This is a genomic window from Rossellomorea sp. QJM3NY_18 (assembly GCF_056173145.1).
In genome coordinates this window covers 1,685,298-1,702,735 of the sequence record NZ_CM149659.1, presented here as the reverse complement: position 1 = coordinate 1,702,735, position 17,438 = coordinate 1,685,298, and the positions used below count along the sequence as shown (strand labels likewise).

Below are 17,438 nucleotides of genomic sequence, written 5' to 3'. Positions count from 1 at the left end.
TTTATTTTCTACTATAAAGAATGTGAGACTGATTACGGAAAGGTTGTGTGGGTTTTATGAGAGCGACAGGGGTAGTTGTGGAGTATAATCCGTTTCATAATGGACATTTACATCATTTGAGGGAAACAAGGGCCGCTACCGGGGCGGATATTGTCGTTGCCGTGATGAGTGGGCACTTTCTCCAGCGCGGGGAGCCAGCACTTGTTTCCAAATGGGCACGTACCAGGATGGCATTGGATGCTGGAGTGGATGTTGTCATAGAGCTTCCATATTGTTTTGCGACTCAGCATGCGGAAGTTTTTTCAAAAGGTGCCATTTCGCTTCTTGATCGATTTGGCTGTGAAAGCTTCTGTTTCGGGAGCGAAGATGGTGATATTGATGCTTTCCTCAACACGATTCGATTCATCCAAACAAACCGGGAACAATACGATACGTACATAAAGGAATTTATCCAGGAAGGGATGAGCTATCCTTCAGCACTGGCCGGTGCATTTCGGAAATTAGGAAATCAGGATTCTGTCATCGATTTAAGTAAACCCAACAATATATTAGGATTTCACTATTTGGAGGCAAGGAATCAACTTGGTTCTTCATTAAAAGCATATACCATTACGCGGGAATCTGCCGGTTACCATGATGAACATTTCTCTTCCCCTTCAATTGCAAGTGCAACCAGCATTCGAAAAAGTATATTCAGTACCCGAGGAGATCACGAGATCGGATCCTATCTTCCTGCCAGTTCTGTGCAGGAACTTGTAAGATACAAAAGTGAGTATGGAGGATTCCACAGGTGGGAGAATTATTGGACCTTGCTTCAATACAAGCTTCTTTCCTCTTCAAAGGATGAGTTGAGGGATATATATGAAATAGAAGAGGGAATAGAAAACCGGATGGTAGAGTATGCGAAGTCTTCCTTATCCTTTGAAGAATTCATGACGAAGCTCAAGACGAAGCGATATACTTGGACACGCCTTCAAAGAATGCTCCTTCACGTATTAACCGATACACATAAAGAAGAGATGCGGAGCCGGCATGACTCCCCAAGTTATATCCGCCTCTTAGGGATGAATGCCAGGGGAAGGGAATATATTCATTCCCGTAAAAAGAACCTCTCCCTCCCTTTGATCAGCAAGCTATCCAGTGCGGATCAACATGATACTCAATTAGATGTCAGGGCTGCGGAAATTTATTCATTGGGCCTACAGGAGCCAGACGCACGAAAAAAACTGCTTCGACAAGAGTGGTCTCAACCGCCTATCATGAAGACAATATGATTCAAACAAAGAGACTGCCCCCCCGTATTGAAGGCAGTCTCTTTGTTCATTTTTTGATCGATTTGAGGAAAGATAGGGCTTCATCAAACGTTTTTACTGGTATCACTTTCATATCCGTATCGATGTCTTCAGCTGTTCTTTTCGCAGCGGTATAGTTGGATTCAAGATCAGGGTATTTTTTCTTCATTTCTTTTGTTATAGTTTCATCCGGTGCAAGGAAATATTCGGCATCCGCATTATCAGCAGCAATGATTTTTTGTTCGATACCCCCGATACGTCCAACTACACCATCTTCTGAAATCGTACCGGTCCCGGCGATCCTGTGCCCTTTTGCAAGGTCTTCCTTCGTTAGTTGATCATAGATTTCCAAACTGAACATCAATCCGGCAGAAGGCCCTCCTATTTCCTCGGTCTCAAGCTTTACTGGTGGATCAGTTATGATTTCTTTATCATCGCTTAATGTGATCCCGAGGCCAATCTTATCAGGGACGTCTGGAAATGCTTCCAGTGGAATCGTTTCAACCTTTTCCTCTTTATCCCGGACGAACGTGATGTCCACTTTATCTCCTTTCGTTTTCCCACTTACGTAATCAATGAATTCTTGTGACGACTGAAACGTTTGACCGTCGATGGCGGTGATCCGATCGCCCGGTTTCAGAACTTTTTCAGCTGGCATGTCTGGATATATATTTAATACATATATCCCTTTATACTTATATTCATACGGTTTGCCTGCTTTGCTATATGCCACTTCAATGGCATGGCTTTGGGAATTATTCATGAGCTGAAGTTGGCGAAGATTGTATTCTTCATCGCTTTCATGTGGACTCCTGATCTCCTCTACCGGAAAGATATATTCATATTTCCTTATGCTCGCCATTAGATAGGCATATATATTCGCCCTTCCCATTCTGACGGTTGTCAGCATCAGTTCCCCATCGTCTTCATATCCATTCTCGACGTGGACGATCGGATCCAGTTCATGTGCACTCCCGGGTTTCGTTACATAGAAAGGGAGATAATAAAAAGAAGTGGCGACCATAATGATGGTCATGATGAGCAGGGTTCTTATTAGCGTTTTCGTTTTCATATTTTTTACTCCTTCCATTTGTCCAGAGCTTCCTTGATGGAAGGAATAGCCTTCTTTGCTTCTTCTTCTCCCATATCGATGATATCTTCAATGTTTTTAAAAGCTCTGGTGCTGTACATTTCTACATGTGGTCTGATCATGAAATCAGAAGCAAATTCACGGTGAGCGACGATTTCCAGTTGGAGGATATCAATGCTTTGCATGATCACATCATATATGGTGGTGATTTCTGCATTACGTTTAACATGAGACACATCGACCCCGATCACAATATCCGCTCCCATTTCTTTCACCACCGAAACCGGGACCCGGTCAATGACGCCCCCGTCCACCAATAGACGGCCATTTATCCTTTCAGGCACAAAAATACCCGGTATAGCGATACTTGCCCGTACAGCACTTGCTATTGGACCGGTAGTAAAGATGACTTTTTCTCCATTCGTAATGTCAGTTGCCACAACACTTACCGGAATATTCAATTCTTCAATATTTTTATTATGAGTGAAAAGCTGAATGAACTCTTTTATTCTCTTACCAGATATGAAACCCATTTTCGGAACGGTAAAGTCCAAGTAATACTTTCTTCTGAAGGTAGTGGAAAGCTTGTATAGGTCTTCCATCTTGTGACCCACCCCATAGAAGCAGCCGACAAGTGCCCCCATGCTGCTGCCTGCAATCATATCAATCGGTATGTTGGCATCATCAAAGGCTTTCAAGACGCCTAAATGAGCAAATCCCCTTGCGCCACCCGAGCCGAGGGCTAATCCGATCTTTGGTCTATCCATGCCCTTCCCCCTTTTCCCGAGTTATCGGTCTATTCATCATATGGTCTATTTCAATTATGTATGAGTATATTGAATAATATGAGGACAAGTTGAATTAATCTCATTTTATCATTCTTTTCCCTTTTCACAAGGAATTGAGATAGAAGGAACTATATTCTTAGGGGAGGAAGTCCTGTTGTTCAAATCAAAAATCAAAACCTTGGCCTTATCCATAAGTGTGACGGTTTTTGCCACTTCTCTTATCTTGATGCCCGGGGAATCGTTGGAGGCATCCATCAGAGGTTTGGACATGTGGTGGGAAATCGTCTTTCCATCCTTATTGCCGTTTTTTATTGTATCTGAATTGCTGATCGGATTTGGCGTTGTCCGGTTTATAGGAGTAATGCTGGAGCCCTTGATGAGACCATTATTCCGGGTCCCGGGGGTAGGCGGATTTGTGTGGGCAATGGGGATGGCATCGGGGTTTCCAGCAGGAGCTAAATTGACGGCTCGTTTGCGTCAGGAAGAACAAATTTCGCAACTGGAAGCGGAACGACTCGTTTCATTCACGAACTCTTCCAACCCGTTATTTATCTTCGGAGCAGTATCCGTCGGGTTCTTTCAAAACGCTACACTGGGCATTGTGTTAGCAGCCGCTCATTATATCGGGAACATTTGTGTTGGAGTCGTCATGAGATTCTATGGAGCTAAGGAAAAAGAAGAAATCAGAAGCAGCTCCGAGAAAAGGAAGGGTTTCATCCTCAGGGAAGCATTCTCGGCACTTCACCAGACAAGACTACAGGACAAACGCCCCATCGGCAAATTATTGGGAGATGCCGTCACTTCATCTATTCAAACTTTATTAATGATTGGTGGATTCATCATATTATTTTCTGTTATTAATAAAATGCTTTATCATCTGCACATTACGACCTTTTTTGCCGAGGGTTTATCGGCTTTATTTATGCTTTTGAAATTACCTGACCAGTTAAGTATCCCTTTTATTTCCGGACTCTTTGAAATCACATTGGGTTCAAAACTCACAAGCGGTATAACTGAAGCCACCCTCCTCCATCAAGCGATCATTACAAGCTTTATATTAGGCTTCAGCGGTTTCAGCGTCCAGGCTCAGGTCGCAAGTATCCTTGCAGATACGGATATTCGATTTAAACCATTCTTCTACGCACGCTTAGTTCACGGGATTGCAGCATCTGTCACTACCATTCTCATTTGGAAGCCCATTTATGAGAGGTTTTCCGATGAACAGCTATCCAACGCCATCCCGGTATTTGCCAGGCACAACGACGCATTTTGGACCGACATGCTCTATTGGTTCAAGACAGCTGGTCCCATTATCACGATTTCAAGTCTGATTGTATACTTGATTTTATATGCACGAAAACATGTGAATGAATGAAAAACAGGGTTGATCCCCTTAGACCGATATCACAGTTAGTGAAGATATATGGTCTATAGCCGGCTCAACCCTGTATGGTTAGTCACGTTGATATTTCGTCTTTAATGATTCTTCTACACGCTTTGGTACAAGCTCAGAGATATCGCCTCCGTATTTAGCCACTTCTTTGACAATACTCGAGCTTAAGAAAGAATACTGATTATTCGTCATAATAAAGAACGTCTCTATTTCATCATCCAGTACCCGGTTCATGGACGTGATCTGCATTTCATATTCAAAGTCCGATACCGCTCTTAATCCCCTGATGATCGCTTTTGCATTCACACTCTTCGCATAATCGACCAACAAACCTTGAAATGAATCGACTACTACATTTGGTATATCCCTGGTGACTTCCCGAATCAATTCAATTCGTTCTTCAACCGAAAAGAGTGGTTTTTTAGAAGAATTATTTAATACTACCACATACATTTCATCAAATACCTTAGCACCCCGTGTAATAATATCCAAATGTCCGTATGTAATGGGATCAAAGCTTCCCGGACAAACTGCTATACTTGGCATTTCCTTACCTCCCGCTCGTTATCGTACTGCCTATCATTCTCCTCTGGAAAATATCGATATTCTGATGATTCCATAGGTCTCTTCCCTTACCTTCTTCAAGCTTCCCACTCTATCTTCCAATGTTATTTCCGACCCATGCTCACACATGACGTAACCGCTTTCATTCAGAAGGTTGTGTTCATCGATGAATTCCAGGAGTTGCTGAAGCTTTTGCTGTTTATAGGGAGGATCCAGAAATATATAGTCAAAGACTATTTCTCTTTTTAGTATCGCCTTTAACGCTCTCGTAGCTTCATTTCGGTAAACTTCACTTTGATCCATCAAATCACAGTCTTTAAGATTGGCCTTTACCGTTTGAAACGCCTTTTGATCCCTGTCCACGAAAATGACGGAATCGAGTCCGCGGCTTAACGCTTCAATGCCCAGTCCGCCGCTTCCTGCAAACAAATCCAATCCTGTCCCGCCTTCAAAATAGGGACCTAACATATTAAATATCGATTCTTTCACCTTATCTGTCGTGGGCCGTGTTCCACTTCCAGGAACAGCCTTTAGCGGCCTGCCCTTTAACGTACCTGATATGACTCTCATAATCATCCACCATATATGTATTTTTTCCTCCCTATCCTATCATATCTCGACACATATCGCCACATTCAGAATTTGCATCGGAAATGTATAAAATCATTTTGATAGGTGATAATGAGAGTAACAGCATCCTAACTGATGTTGTTGCCAACCGCGGAGAAGACTTACGATTCCCCATAAGTTCTTCCTCCGGTTTCTCCTCTCCCTTTGCCTTCTTTCCAGAGATGGATATAGAAGGACCCTGCAGAAAGTTCTGCAGGGCTTTTTACATTCCCTTTAAAATCTCGATAGCATTTTCCTTGTTCTTCACTTCCGCATTGAACAATTTTTCATACCAATGGATGTCCATATAGATGGTATCCCCTATCGTTTGAACCGGCTTCCCGAGTAATCCGTAATTTTCTTCATTATAAATGAAATAATCTTCATTTATATAAAACCTTAATGTATTCCCCTCTACAGAAGTGAAGTATACGCCAGGCTCCAGTTCTTTTATTTCAATCCCTAAAGCCTCTACCGCCTCAGGGAATTGAATATATTCCTTTTGTTTATATGAAATGTATGACAGCTGAATTGGTTTTCGATTTACCTTCATTGGCTTACTGGCCTTAAGGATTAGCAGAGGATGCTCATTCCCTTTCACATTTTCAGCAAAAAAGGTGCATCTAAACCCTGTCACTCTACTGACTGCTTCATCAAACATGTCACTGTCTACGGATCGATTCTTTATATTTTGTCTAAGATCATCCCACTGGGTCGGGCTGAGACCGTTTTTCAGCTGCTTGTATGCCCATGCCGGTTTGGCAGAGTATGGAGTCTCATTAAGCAGGACACTGACAGCCAATTCCTTCAACCAGGCATCTTCATCTTTTGAAGACAAAGTCTGATACAACAGGCTTTGCTTTATCCTTTTCAACTGATCCCCGTACGCTTCACTGATCACAATCAGATGAGGGGACTTAAAAGGATTGATTTTATCAGTAATAAGGACTGTCACAAAACCATCAGCGGATTCAAATGTATCCAGCTTATCAAATCCGACTGGATCCCCTTCCTCAGTCAATACTTTTACTGACCGCGACCCACTCTCTTTCCATGATTCTTTTGACCACACCAAATCTGAAGGTTCCCCTCTGCCACTAAAGAAATAATAATCGATATAATCCAGTTTTTTGTGGTTTGATGTTGGATATCCCGCTATCCATTTTCCGTTTCTTAAACTCTTTTCCGTTAACTGAATATCTGTATTAAGGGTTGAAACCCCAGAAAGTACAGGATACCAATTTCTTAATGGTACACTCTCAGCTTTCGTCAACTGCTTTAATGAATAGGTTATGGTGATTTCCTGAGAATCCTGATTCAAGGAGCTCACATAGAATTCACCGTTTTCTTTCGTTAAACACTTGTTATCTTCTTTATCTTTACAGGTAAAGTTCCCTGCCCCCTCAGGCCATTTGATCAGGAGGGGGCCAGAAGGAATGATGGATGGGAAGCGAATCGTCTGAGCCACCTGAAACTTATCTTCTTCATGAATGATGGAATAGGATTGATTTACCTCAATAACACTGGATTCACCCGCACTCTCTGTCGTAAACCCCATCCACTGGAAAAAGAGAATACCGGAACTTATCAGGACCATCAAAAAACCGAAAGTGAATACAAATCGTTTCATACTATACCCCTTACTCCGTATGCTACTTAAAGAATAGCAGAAGTAGAAGGATAATTGTGGTACATTTTTGTGAAATCCTTCAAATATTGTTGTTTTTTCACTTCCTATGATCTGTAGCTTGTCAACGAGTGTGAGCTACAGGGTGAGGGGAACTGCTTCGCTTTCCACGGACGTTCGGCCGAGCCTCCTCAGCACACTTCGCTTCTATAAACAATCACTTCAGCCTTAAAAAAGTTAGAAGTATTATAGACATTTACTATTGTTGTATAAAAAATCATTAAATATAGTTGAATGGAGCGGAAGGTGCTCGACTCCTGCGGGAAATGCGGGAAAGTACGAAAAGCGGAGGCGGATCGTCCAGCCCCGACAAGCATCAGATGAATGGGCCGAGAAGGCGCTTTTTGCCTTATTGGACCATTTAGCTTATGACCTCGAGGGGCTAGCCGCCGTAGCTAGACAGGTGAGACTCCGCAGGGCAAAGCCCTAGGAGGCTCAACTCACGCCCCGCGGAAAGCGAGCACCTGCAGCGGAAATCAACCACTACTCGCTTCTTCTGAGGCAAAATATGAGTGTCTAAAATAGCATCTTTACTTATGTGTTTAGTTTTGAAATAATAAGGAATTGATGAACTTGGTAAGAAAAGGGGAATAATACAATGATTCAACGATTTATTGAATTAGGAGAAGGATATTCAGATATTTATGAACTTTTGGAGCTTGCGAAAGCGAACGAAGATCGTCTGCAGCATATGCTGGCATTCCATACAATCGTGAAGGACCGCGCTGTCACTTCTATGGCCCTTGTGATGAAACCGACGGAACAAGGGAAATTCCAAGCCATTTATGTATGCAGGGAAGGAATTCCAAATCCGAATATTACACCGAACCAGCGCTACTCACTATTTGAGGAAACAGCTGAGAAGCTTGGCAGGGTCATCATTCAAATGGATGTTAAGCCCTCAACACTATTTCCGGAAAATGCCCTGTATTACCAGCATTTGATAGCGATTTTGCGATTGAACCATTATATACTGCCTTTGCAATAACCGTCTTAGTGGGGCTCAAACGGATTGATATAAAGATCCAATGAAAAAAGCTGCCAAAACAACATTCTTTGGCAGCCATTCTTAAAATCCCATTTTGTAATCATATTCCTTCGCTTTATCAGGTCTTGAATTTTCAAAAACAGACTTGATAAATGGCTTAAAGGAAGGATCGACTCTTTTCACGTATGAATAAGCAGAGATTCTTTCCATCACAGAGTCAATTTCGTCCTGATTGCAATACAGTACAACATATTTCATTTTCTTCGATACATAGTGAACATTTCCAAATCGTCTAAGGGACTTGGCATGCTTCAAGCTATGTAACCAAACAACTAAACCTTGTCTTTCTGTTAACATATAGTTTCCCCTCTAGGAATCACTTTTTTTTAAGTCTAGCATAATAGCGCGTGGGTAAGCAATAAGTAATGGTATGATCTTTCCTTAAATGGAGTGTAAAGTAAATACTGTATATCGAGAGAATGGGGGGCCTACATGGACTTGAATGTGATTTGGGTCTATTTCATCGAACACCTGAAGGAAGAGGACGGCATTGAAGAAGCACAAGTAAAATGGAGTGCCGGTATTCCATTCATCTATATTCGATCAGGTAAAACGAAAAGTGATATTGAATACTGCATCAAGAAATGGTCAGCTAAAGCCATGCGTGGAAAGAGACTGCATTCTGATACTATATTTTTCAGGAAAGAGGAATCATTATACGTCTATCGCCACCGATTCTTTGTTCCCCAGGAAAAAATGTTTTGTTGTGGGAACCTCTGTGTGGATTGTGTCCGGTTAAAACAATAGGTGGACACCTTAAAAAGAGAAAGAGCAGACATTTTCAGTCCGCTCTTTCTCTTTTTGTTTTTTACGCCGAACAACCGCAGCTTCCCCCTGAACCGCAGCCTCCGCCACAGGATCCCCCACTTGAAAAGAAAGGATTTCCTGAAGGAACCTTTACATTTTTCGAGACGGAATGTCCAACCACCAGGCTCACATGATCAAGGAGATCCTGTAACTCGTTTTCGGCTCTGCGGAATTCTGCCACATTCTCATCAAGGTCCATCTCTCTCTTTACTTCCCGGATTTCTTTCATGATGGTTTTGTAGTCAGGATGGTATCTGCCAAAGCGTTGTACTTCTTCGTAACTCTCTTTCATCCGTGAAAAGGTTTGGACCTTTCGCTGGGTTTCAGAGTTGTTACGCAGTTTATATAAAGACTTACGATAATTCTCTGCCACATCAGATTCTAATATCCACTGAGATAATTCGTCAGCTGAATCCAATATTTCCATTCTTTCAATAGTAGCAAGCATAACGCCCACCTCCGTAACGATATTTTAACATGTTTCACGGAAGGAAGCGAATAGGCAAATTCGATATTTCAAATTCAATGGTCATGACTAAAAATAATCACCGCCGAAAGCACGACGGTGAAGTTCTGGATGCTTTATTGAATTGTCACATAAAATTGTTCCTTTATCCCAAATGATTGGTTGTTTTTTCCTACAATTTCAACATTCAATAGGTGCACACCTTTAGGTAATCCTTTAATGACAAAGGCGGCCGTATGATATTCTTTATACACATTCCCTGTATTGGACCGGACAATGATTTTTCCCTTTTTTGCCCCCTTTTTTTCTGTTGTGAATGTAACACCCGGGACAATGCACTCAATATACACTTGATTTCCTTGAACCATATGTTTGATGGAAACTGACTTTTGCTCTGAATTGGCTGCCTCCACTTTTTTAGCGAACGAGAAGCTTTCCGGCTCAGGCATCTTTTCTTTACAACCGCTTAATATTAGTAAAGCGAAGGCTAACATGATCATTTTCTTCATCGTTTACACCACTCCTTACCTATAGCCTTGCCCTATCGATCCCATTTTTACTCAAATATCGTTCGTCCAAATGAAGACAAAAAAATAGTACCTTAATCGTCGGCACTATTCATTGATTGAAACATACTGATCATCATGGAAGCCATCTGGACACCATTTGAAAATTTTTGAACCCTGTGCGGGATCGTTTTTTGAAAATGATTAATGGACGCGATCTCAAACTTTTCTAACTCATTGGGATTTCGGGAAAGTGTGCGGTACCACTCGGGTTGATCCCTAAGGAATAACTTCAGGTCTTCTTTTCCATAAATATATTCAATGACATCTGATCTCATATTTTACCCCCTAATCTTTCCGGAAAGAAAAAGGATGGGAAGGCTTGGCTGGCGCTTCCGTTTTGGTCGCTGTCCCTGATCCCCTATTGTTACCTGATTGAAATTGACTGAGCACTCCCTGAACTGTCCCAAGTGCTTCACTTAAGCTGTTAATATGCTGCTGCAATTGATTAGCGTCCATTTTCTTCACCATTTCTCCCACCTGATCCATCCACCCTCCTTTACTTTCGGAACTGGTGGAAGTCTTTTCATTTTCTTTCGCTGATTCTGTCCTATATTTATCCCATCTTGTGTCGTCTTCCCCAAGCAAATACCAGTCTTCAAAGAGATCCTGCCAATTAGCATCGCCGTTTCGGACATCCTTTATGATTTTTGGGTGCTTTTTCACAAAACCTTTAAATTCTTTGACTTTAGGGTGTAATGATTTCCCCATAACATGAACACCTCCATTACAGGCTTCTACCTACTACACTTTATGAAAAGTTGAAAAGAATGGTGATACATTCCTTTTTGTAGTAATATTTACATGTACTTACGCATTCGATTCCCCAACGATTCAGTACTTGTTATGCTTGACTGTGAATACTTTAAAAGGATGTTTGAAAATGAGAGAACAGGTACACAAATTATTTAGTGAATGTATGACACGAGCGACTGATGAGGATCTCCTGATTATGAAACAGTTGCTCGAAGGAATACAACGGAAGAATAGCGGTGAAAACGGGTCCATCATCGGCGGAGTTTTCGCCATGGACAGGAAAATGGAGGACGGAAACTTTGAGGTGAGCATCCCGATCACTCCCGTTACACATAATTCCCTGGAAATTGTACATGGTGGTGTAACCGCTACCCTAGTGGATACAGCTATGGGTACCTTAGCGAATATGATACTGCCCGAAGGTTATGGCGCTGTAACGACAAACTTAAATGTCCATTACTTGGCACCCGGTGTAGGTGAACGACTCACTGCCCATGCGACAGTCGTCCACCAAGGAAGCAAAACAATTGTAGTGGACGGTAAAGTGGTAAGTTCTGAGGGGAAAATCGTGGCGCACTCAACGGGTTCTTTTTTCATCTTCAGAAAGAAGCAATAAAAAAAGTGGGTTCTCCAATTCAATATTGGAGAACTCACTTTTTTATTCTTCATCTTCCATTTTCTCTATGAAATTCTGGGTATAAAAACGTTTGTAAACCCCTACGCCAAGATGCGTGAAATCCTGCTCCAGCAGGATCTTCCTGTGACCTTCTGAATTGAGCCACCCATGCACGGCTTCCGGAGCATCAGTGTACTGGGATGCAATGTTTTCACCTGCTGTCTTAAAACGTACACCCCCTTGTTCTAAACGCTGAGAGAGATCCCCAAGGGTAGGAGAATCATGGGAGAAGTAGTTCTTCTCAAACATTTCTTTACTATGTCCCCGGGCTATTTGGGCCGTTTCCTCATCCCACTTCAGTGTATCTTCACCAAACTGATGTCTAATCACGTTTGTAATATCAAATATCTGCTGTTCACTGGCAGTATTCACCTTATCCCATTCGTCTTCGCTCGGTTCCGTTTCCTCAGCCAATTCACCTCGATACATCATTTCATACGGGTGCATCTCGATCAATGTGCGGCTATCCAGAAATCGGATACTCGTCAGCCGGCTTGTGATTTTATCCAAGTAAAGCTGAGCATAGATATTTCCGAGTGGTACGAGAAGACGGGTATTCAGATCTTCTTCATTCAGTTCGAATTGATAGGCACCTGAATCATCGTTCACAACTATTTCAGATTCGACAATGGTAAAACGATAAATATCTTCTAGGCGCTGTCCCAACTTATAAGGGGCGACATCCACCTGATTCCCGATGGCATAGAGGGTAACAACTTTATGGTTCAAAACGCCAATTTGTATGTATTGTTTAGTAGAAATCGGGTATACCCACCATTCATACCCATATGGACTGGGTTCGACTCTTTCCGGTTCCCCAAATGCTTTTTTTACCTTTTTCGTATCTTTACCAATCCAGGTAGATAAGCCTGAAGCCGGTCTTTCCCCGGGTGTCTCGATTGTTTGATTCACCTTGTTCTCTTTGTCTTCCTTAAGAGTTTGGGTTTCTGGTCCCTTTAATGGTTTGTTTTCTTGCTTTTGACCTTGATAAATACCAATAATTAAAATAATGACAAAAATGATCAAAACACGTAAAACCGTTCTCAGAATTTCCCCTCCTCTCTTCTCCCCTTGAAAAAACAGGTCTATTTAACTATAAATAGTATACCACTAAAATTGTTTATGAAAATCTGACCTACAATAAAGGATAGCATATTTTTCTTCGTTCTAAAACAGACATACTCCCTCAATCGTTATTGTGCAACAAATCATGTACACCCTAGTATGATGGGATGTTCATCTTGTGAAAAGTTTAACCATTTTTTAAAAATCACCCAATTCAAATGATTCAAGACATTGCAAGATAAAGTTTTTTCCACTATTATTAAGAATGAGAAATACCGCATTTAGTATCAATGTACATACACCGATATAAATGCTTTTACCATACGGACAGCATGGGGGTAACGAAGTATCCGCTGTTCTCATGCAAGCCATTACAGGAGGAAAATATTATGCGTTTTGAAGCAACTGAATTTGAAAGCTTAAAAGTCGATTTAAACCGATTGGACGAAATCATGGAATCTCATGGACTTGTCCGTGCGGGCCAATGGGATTATGAGCGTGTAACCTATGACCGGAAATTCGAAATTAGAGAAGGTATTTTCTATTTACGGATCCAGGGTCTCGCAGTCGAGGGGGATATCGGAAAGCATGACGCTGTTATCCAATTAATGACTCCGCTACTTGGGAAACATTACTACCCCCACGGAGTTGAATATGGTGAAGGTGAAGAGTTCCCTAAACATCTCGTCACTTCTTGCGAAAAGCTCTTAGCTGATGTTAAAAAAGATGCAGCGAACTTTGCATGGTAATACACCTTAGAAAAGACTGTCTGACTTATGGACAGTCTTTTCTATATGATCTTTTCGCAAGAAAGACCCTTCATTGCCACCTGTTCTAAATGGATACAAAACCTTCAAAATTTCACTTTCTTCCCACTGTTCATTCTTCTTTGACTCTAATATAATAAAAGTAAGAGGTTCCTGTTAGAAAGGGGTACACCATTGTCCAAGTTTTTCACTAAAAAAGTATGGATGACGGCATTGGTCATCGTACTGATAGCATTAATTGCATTTTTTATTCTGCCGGTATCCGTCACATTGATTATGGCGATCATTACCGCTCTTTTTCTTGAGCCTGCTGTAGGCTTTATTCAAAAACGCTTTTCAACAAAACGGAGATTCGCGGTCCTTTCCGTTTTCATTCTGTTTCTACTCCTTATCAGTATTTCCTCATTTTTCGTCACCACTAAAGTGGTCGGAGAAGGAATTAAGCTTATTGAAGATGCACCCAAATACGTTAATCAATTAAGCGATATCTGGCTGGATTATGAAGATAGATTGTTGAATGCAACCGAGGATCTCCCTGATGAGTTGGTGAAGAGCTTCAGTGAAGATGTCCAGAACTTTCTGGAAAGCGGCAAGACTAAGATTCTTAATTCATTCAACATAGAAAAAATAAGCGTCTTTTTGTCGTATATCCCGAATTATCTGGTAAGTTTTCTCGTCTACTTAATCGCACTTTTTCTATTCATGCTGGATCTGCCCCGGATCAAGAAATCCATTTATGGTCATCTGACAGAAAGAACAGCTGAGAAAGTAACCTTCATGACGTCGAGACTTACCTACGTTATATTTGGATTCTTTAAAGCCCAGTTTCTGGTCAGTATCATCATCTTTATCGTTTCCTTGATCGGACTTCTTTTCATAGCTCCTGATGTGGCAATTGTCATGTCCCTCATCATTTGGGTGATTGATTTCATTCCACTGATCGGTTCTATCGTTGTATTGGGCCCCTGGGCAATTTTCCATCTATTGACCGGAAACATCGCGCTCGGAAGCCAATTAGCGGTGCTCGCTGCCATACTGTTGATCATCAGACGAACCGTAGAGCCAAAGGTAATGGGAAGCCATATCGGATTGTCCCCTCTTGCTACGCTCATCGCCATGTATCTAGGCCTTAAACTATTTGGGGTATTGGGATTCATTATCGGCCCCCTGCTTCTCATTGTGTTTAACTCCGCAAAAGAAGCAGGGATCATTAAAACCAATTTCAAAGTATAAAAAACCCGCTATGTGCTTTTCGCATAGCGGGCTTTTAATTAATAACCGAGTATTGCCCTAATAACGGATGTTGTCTCTCCACCTTTGTAGAAAACGTAAAGCAGAAGATATACGGCAACCCCTGTGATGGCCGTGAAGAACCATATGAAGCTTGTAATCGGACCAAGCTTGCGATGGGTCTTAAGGCGATCTTTATACCCTGTCCAAAGGCTCAAGATGCCAAATACGGCGCCTGTGGTCGCAAGAGTAATATGAAAGACCAGGAAGATCGTATAATAGATCTTTATGTCATCAGGACCGCCAAACGAAGTGTTCCCGATAAAAATCGTCCTGCTTAAGTAGATAACGAAAAAGATAAGGGCGAAGATTCCTGCAAGGGTCATCGTTTTCTGATGCTGTTCAATCTTTCTTTGTTTAATCTGCCACCAGCCTATCGCCACAGTAACAGCACTTAAGACGATAAAACTCGTGCTAATGGTAGGTAAAATAGGTAAATCCATCTCGTTTCCTCTCTTTTCTAAAAAATTCTGACCAGCGTCTTTCACTCGGAGAGATATTTACCTCTGTACATACCGGAAAAAACACTCCCCGAAATTTTTGCATAAGTATTTATTGTTCTGGCAAATTTGAATCTGCTACAGGGTCATATGAAAGCTTCTCCTGCTGCTCCTGATCCTTTCTATACCATTGGAAGAACAAATTAAATAGAACGACACCGAACACGATTTCCTGAATAATCTTCATTAAGACTCCTCCCAGCTGTTGATCATAGAGAGTCGACATGGACGTAAATAATTCCGGACCTGTCAGTGTCAATCCTTCTAGTGTATTCGCAGGCACACAAAGGGATAAAGCTTGAAGCCATTCGTTTGGATCATTATAGGTCGCATACATCGGGTTTTCGGCGAAGATGATCAATCCACAAGCCGGTGTCAATAACACGGCACTTCCCAGAATGTATCCGATTCGTTTTAATCCACTTAATTCAATATCTTCATCTGCCGGATTAATCAATGGCCACCACATAAATACAGCAAGAATGAATAATATGAACGTGGTCAAAGCGTGTAGAGTGACATCGGTACGTACATTATCGAAAATTAACGGGATATGGTAAATCGAAAAAACCAGATTGAATGACAATAAGGAAATCAGCGGCTTGGTCATAAAACTGAATAATTGTTTGACGACAGGCAATTCAATCGTTGCCTTCCAAACCCAATCCGGTATTCCCAAAATCAATAGCGGAGTAAAGACAAGATATAGAAATGCCATCTGTGTCATATGTGCAGAAAACAATATCCCGCTGAGAACCTCAACAGGCGAACCCTTGATGGCATATAAAAGAACCATAGAAACAAGGAAAAACGCTGCTTCCTTTCCAGTCAATATCCTGTTATCCTTGAAGCTTTCCCTCCATTTTATCGTAATCAAAAAATAGAGTACCGTCATAAACACCAACGTCATGAGAAAAAACGGGCTCCATAACGCCATAAAACCAAAAATACCTAAAGGCATCTTCTCACCTCATTTCACATTTAACACCTACCCCCATTATACTGACAACCCTCCCCCACTTCAACGCAAGGTAATGACAAGTTCTTGAACATTAGAAAAGCGGAGGCGGGTTGGGCAGGCCCGACAAGCACAACTGGGAAATCCCAAAAGGCGTTTTTTGCCTTATGGGATTTTTCAGTTGTGATCTCGAGAGACTACCCGCCGAAGCTGGACAATGAAAAGCGGAAGCGCCTTGCACAGCCCCGACAAGCATAAGGCGAATCAACCGGAATGGCGTCCTTTGCCATTATGGTTGATTTGACTTATGACCTCGAGGGGCTAGGCGCTGCAGATGGACATTAGAAAAGCGGAGCCGACTGTTCTGGCCCGACAAGCATAAGATGAATGGGCCGGGAAGGCGCCCTTTGCCTTCTTGGCCCATTTAGCTTATGACCTCGAGGGACAAGGAGGCGGAGCTGGACAATCGAAAAGCGGAGCCGACTGTTCTGGCCCGTCAAGCATAAGATGAATGGGCCGGGAAGGCGCCCTTTGCCTTCTTGGCCCATTTATCTTATGACCTCGAGGGACAAGGAGGCGGAGCTGGACAATCGAAAAGCGGAGGCGGGTTGGGCAGGCCCGACAAGCACAACTGGGAAATCCCAAATGGCGTTTTTTGCCTTATGGGATTTTTCAGTTGTGACCTCGAGGGACTACCCGCCGGAGCTGGACAATCGAAAAGCCAAGCCGACTGTTCTGGCCCCACTGCACAAAAAAAGCCAGCCAAAAGGCTGACTTTTTCTTTAGATCCATACAATTGTTAAAAATGTTAACACTGTGATAAATGCAACAAGTGCACCAGAATACAGGAATAATGAAGGTGCTTCATGGCCCTTATGACTCATATGCATGAAGTAGTACAGTTGAAACACCAGCTGGACAACTGCCAGTAGGAGAATGAACGGTACAACAAAGTACTTATCAAAATCCCCTGCTACAGCGATGAACGCCACCAATGTTAAGAAAATCATTAACATGAAGGATGTTAACTGCATTTTCATGTCTTCTGCATTCTTCTTACGACGATACTCGTAATCTACACTTGGGTTACCTGAAGTTGATTGTTGATTCGCCATC

The 17,438-nt window shown here is 42.1% G+C and carries 23 protein-coding genes; 9 read left to right on the top strand and 14 right to left on the bottom strand.

Translation table 11 applies throughout. The features are described from left to right. The first annotated feature begins 56 nt into the window (after positions 1-56). The gene (locus AC0VXY_RS08755) at positions 57-1,274 is read left to right on the top strand and encodes a nucleotidyltransferase (protein ID WP_475527841.1); all 1,218 of its coding nucleotides are present in this window, start codon (positions 57-59) and stop codon (positions 1,272-1,274) included. A 46-nt stretch (positions 1,275-1,320) separates the two neighbouring features. Here the strand turns inward: AC0VXY_RS08755 and AC0VXY_RS08750 are convergent, their stop codons facing one another. Both AC0VXY_RS08750 and AC0VXY_RS08745 read right to left on the bottom strand, forming a co-directional pair. Next, positions 1,321-2,364 (bottom strand): SepM family pheromone-processing serine protease, encoded by a 1,044-nt coding sequence (locus AC0VXY_RS08750; protein WP_435991511.1) that lies wholly within the window; start codon positions 2,362-2,364, stop codon positions 1,321-1,323. A gap of 5 nt (positions 2,365-2,369) precedes the next feature. Then, on the bottom strand, positions 2,370-3,149 hold the full coding sequence (locus AC0VXY_RS08745) for a patatin-like phospholipase family protein (RefSeq protein WP_435991513.1): 780 nt from the start codon (positions 3,147-3,149) through the stop codon (positions 2,370-2,372). 175 nt (positions 3,150-3,324) lie between these two features. Here AC0VXY_RS08745 and ylbJ point away from each other — a divergent pair, with 175 nt between their 5' ends. Next, on the top strand, positions 3,325-4,545 hold the full coding sequence (gene ylbJ / locus AC0VXY_RS08740; RefSeq protein WP_475527552.1) for a sporulation integral membrane protein YlbJ: 1,221 nt from the start codon (positions 3,325-3,327) through the stop codon (positions 4,543-4,545). 78 nt (positions 4,546-4,623) lie between these two features. On the opposite strand, the gene coaD is transcribed toward ylbJ, so the two are convergent. The 3 genes from coaD to AC0VXY_RS08725 form a co-directional block, all read right to left on the bottom strand. Beyond that, on the bottom strand, positions 4,624-5,109 hold the full coding sequence (gene coaD / locus AC0VXY_RS08735; protein ID WP_060669926.1) for a pantetheine-phosphate adenylyltransferase: 486 nt from the start codon (positions 5,107-5,109) through the stop codon (positions 4,624-4,626). Positions 5,110-5,142: 33 nt separating this feature from the next. Further along, positions 5,143-5,697 carry a 16S rRNA (guanine(966)-N(2))-methyltransferase RsmD gene (gene rsmD, locus AC0VXY_RS08730; protein WP_435991518.1) on the bottom strand — a complete coding sequence of 185 codons (555 nt, stop codon included), beginning with the start codon at positions 5,695-5,697 and terminating at the stop codon, positions 5,143-5,145. Positions 5,698-5,959: 262 nt separating this feature from the next. Continuing rightward, entirely contained in the window at positions 5,960-7,366 is a 1,407-nt protein-coding gene (locus tag AC0VXY_RS08725) for a hypothetical protein (RefSeq protein ID WP_475527551.1), read from the bottom strand. 655 nt (positions 7,367-8,021) lie between these two features. Between AC0VXY_RS08725 and AC0VXY_RS08720 the strand changes: the two genes are divergently transcribed. Beyond that, complete coding sequence (locus AC0VXY_RS08720) at positions 8,022-8,411, top strand: DUF7147 family protein (RefSeq protein ID WP_475527550.1); 390 nt, start codon at positions 8,022-8,024, stop codon at positions 8,409-8,411. Positions 8,412-8,492: 81 nt separating this feature from the next. On the opposite strand, the gene AC0VXY_RS08715 is transcribed toward AC0VXY_RS08720, so the two are convergent. Beyond that, positions 8,493-8,768 (bottom strand): YlbG family protein, encoded by a 276-nt coding sequence (locus AC0VXY_RS08715; protein WP_060669934.1) that lies wholly within the window; start codon positions 8,766-8,768, stop codon positions 8,493-8,495. Positions 8,769-8,903: 135 nt separating this feature from the next. Here AC0VXY_RS08715 and AC0VXY_RS08710 point away from each other — a divergent pair, with 135 nt between their 5' ends. Next, positions 8,904-9,218 (top strand): hypothetical protein, encoded by a 315-nt coding sequence (locus tag AC0VXY_RS08710; RefSeq protein WP_475527548.1) that lies wholly within the window; start codon positions 8,904-8,906, stop codon positions 9,216-9,218. 61 nt (positions 9,219-9,279) lie between these two features. Here the strand turns inward: AC0VXY_RS08710 and AC0VXY_RS08705 are convergent, their stop codons facing one another. From AC0VXY_RS08705 to AC0VXY_RS08690, 4 genes are all read right to left on the bottom strand, one after another. Next, positions 9,280-9,726 carry a YlbF/YmcA family competence regulator gene (locus AC0VXY_RS08705; RefSeq protein WP_435991526.1) on the bottom strand — a complete coding sequence of 149 codons (447 nt, stop codon included), beginning with the start codon at positions 9,724-9,726 and terminating at the stop codon, positions 9,280-9,282. 134 nt (positions 9,727-9,860) lie between these two features. Continuing rightward, on the bottom strand, positions 9,861-10,253 hold the full coding sequence (locus tag AC0VXY_RS08700; RefSeq protein ID WP_435991528.1) for a membrane lipoprotein lipid attachment site-containing protein: 393 nt from the start codon (positions 10,251-10,253) through the stop codon (positions 9,861-9,863). A 92-nt stretch (positions 10,254-10,345) separates the two neighbouring features. Further along, the gene (locus AC0VXY_RS08695; protein WP_435991530.1) at positions 10,346-10,588 is read right to left on the bottom strand and encodes a YlbE-like family protein; all 243 of its coding nucleotides are present in this window, start codon (positions 10,586-10,588) and stop codon (positions 10,346-10,348) included. Positions 10,589-10,598: 10 nt separating this feature from the next. Then, positions 10,599-11,021, bottom strand: coding sequence for a YlbD family protein (locus tag AC0VXY_RS08690; RefSeq protein WP_475527547.1), 423 nt, complete (start codon positions 11,019-11,021; stop codon positions 10,599-10,601). 172 nt (positions 11,022-11,193) lie between these two features. Here AC0VXY_RS08690 and AC0VXY_RS08685 point away from each other — a divergent pair, with 172 nt between their 5' ends. Further along, positions 11,194-11,682, top strand: a complete 489-nt coding sequence (locus AC0VXY_RS08685; protein ID WP_475527546.1) for a PaaI family thioesterase — start codon at positions 11,194-11,196, stop codon at positions 11,680-11,682. A 42-nt stretch (positions 11,683-11,724) separates the two neighbouring features. Here AC0VXY_RS08685 and AC0VXY_RS08680 read toward each other — a convergent pair whose 3' ends face one another. After that, positions 11,725-12,768 (bottom strand): CAP domain-containing protein, encoded by a 1,044-nt coding sequence (locus AC0VXY_RS08680; RefSeq protein ID WP_475527545.1) that lies wholly within the window; start codon positions 12,766-12,768, stop codon positions 11,725-11,727. A 428-nt stretch (positions 12,769-13,196) separates the two neighbouring features. Here AC0VXY_RS08680 and AC0VXY_RS08675 point away from each other — a divergent pair, with 428 nt between their 5' ends. Further along, positions 13,197-13,556, top strand: coding sequence for a YugN family protein (locus tag AC0VXY_RS08675; protein ID WP_435991538.1), 360 nt, complete (start codon positions 13,197-13,199; stop codon positions 13,554-13,556). A 192-nt stretch (positions 13,557-13,748) separates the two neighbouring features. Next, the gene (gene ytvI, locus AC0VXY_RS08670; protein WP_435991540.1) at positions 13,749-14,807 is read left to right on the top strand and encodes a sporulation integral membrane protein YtvI; all 1,059 of its coding nucleotides are present in this window, start codon (positions 13,749-13,751) and stop codon (positions 14,805-14,807) included. A gap of 38 nt (positions 14,808-14,845) precedes the next feature. Here the strand turns inward: ytvI and AC0VXY_RS08665 are convergent, their stop codons facing one another. Then, positions 14,846-15,307, bottom strand: coding sequence for a DUF420 domain-containing protein (locus AC0VXY_RS08665; RefSeq protein ID WP_435991542.1), 462 nt, complete (start codon positions 15,305-15,307; stop codon positions 14,846-14,848). A gap of 109 nt (positions 15,308-15,416) precedes the next feature. Then, positions 15,417-16,325 (bottom strand): cytochrome c oxidase assembly factor CtaG, encoded by a 909-nt coding sequence (ctaG, locus tag AC0VXY_RS08660; protein ID WP_435991544.1) that lies wholly within the window; start codon positions 16,323-16,325, stop codon positions 15,417-15,419. Between the two features lie 84 nt (positions 16,326-16,409). Between ctaG and AC0VXY_RS08655 the strand changes: the two genes are divergently transcribed. Further along, positions 16,410-16,580, top strand: a complete 171-nt coding sequence (locus AC0VXY_RS08655) for a hypothetical protein (RefSeq protein WP_475527544.1) — start codon at positions 16,410-16,412, stop codon at positions 16,578-16,580. Between the two features lie 273 nt (positions 16,581-16,853). Next, entirely contained in the window at positions 16,854-17,096 is a 243-nt protein-coding gene (locus AC0VXY_RS08650; protein WP_475527543.1) for a hypothetical protein, read from the top strand. A gap of 8 nt (positions 17,097-17,104) precedes the next feature. Here the strand turns inward: AC0VXY_RS08650 and ctaF are convergent, their stop codons facing one another. Next, positions 17,105-17,437, bottom strand: coding sequence for a cytochrome c oxidase subunit IVB (gene ctaF, locus AC0VXY_RS08645; RefSeq protein WP_034755952.1), 333 nt, complete (start codon positions 17,435-17,437; stop codon positions 17,105-17,107). Between the last annotated feature and the right edge of the window lies 1 nt (position 17,438).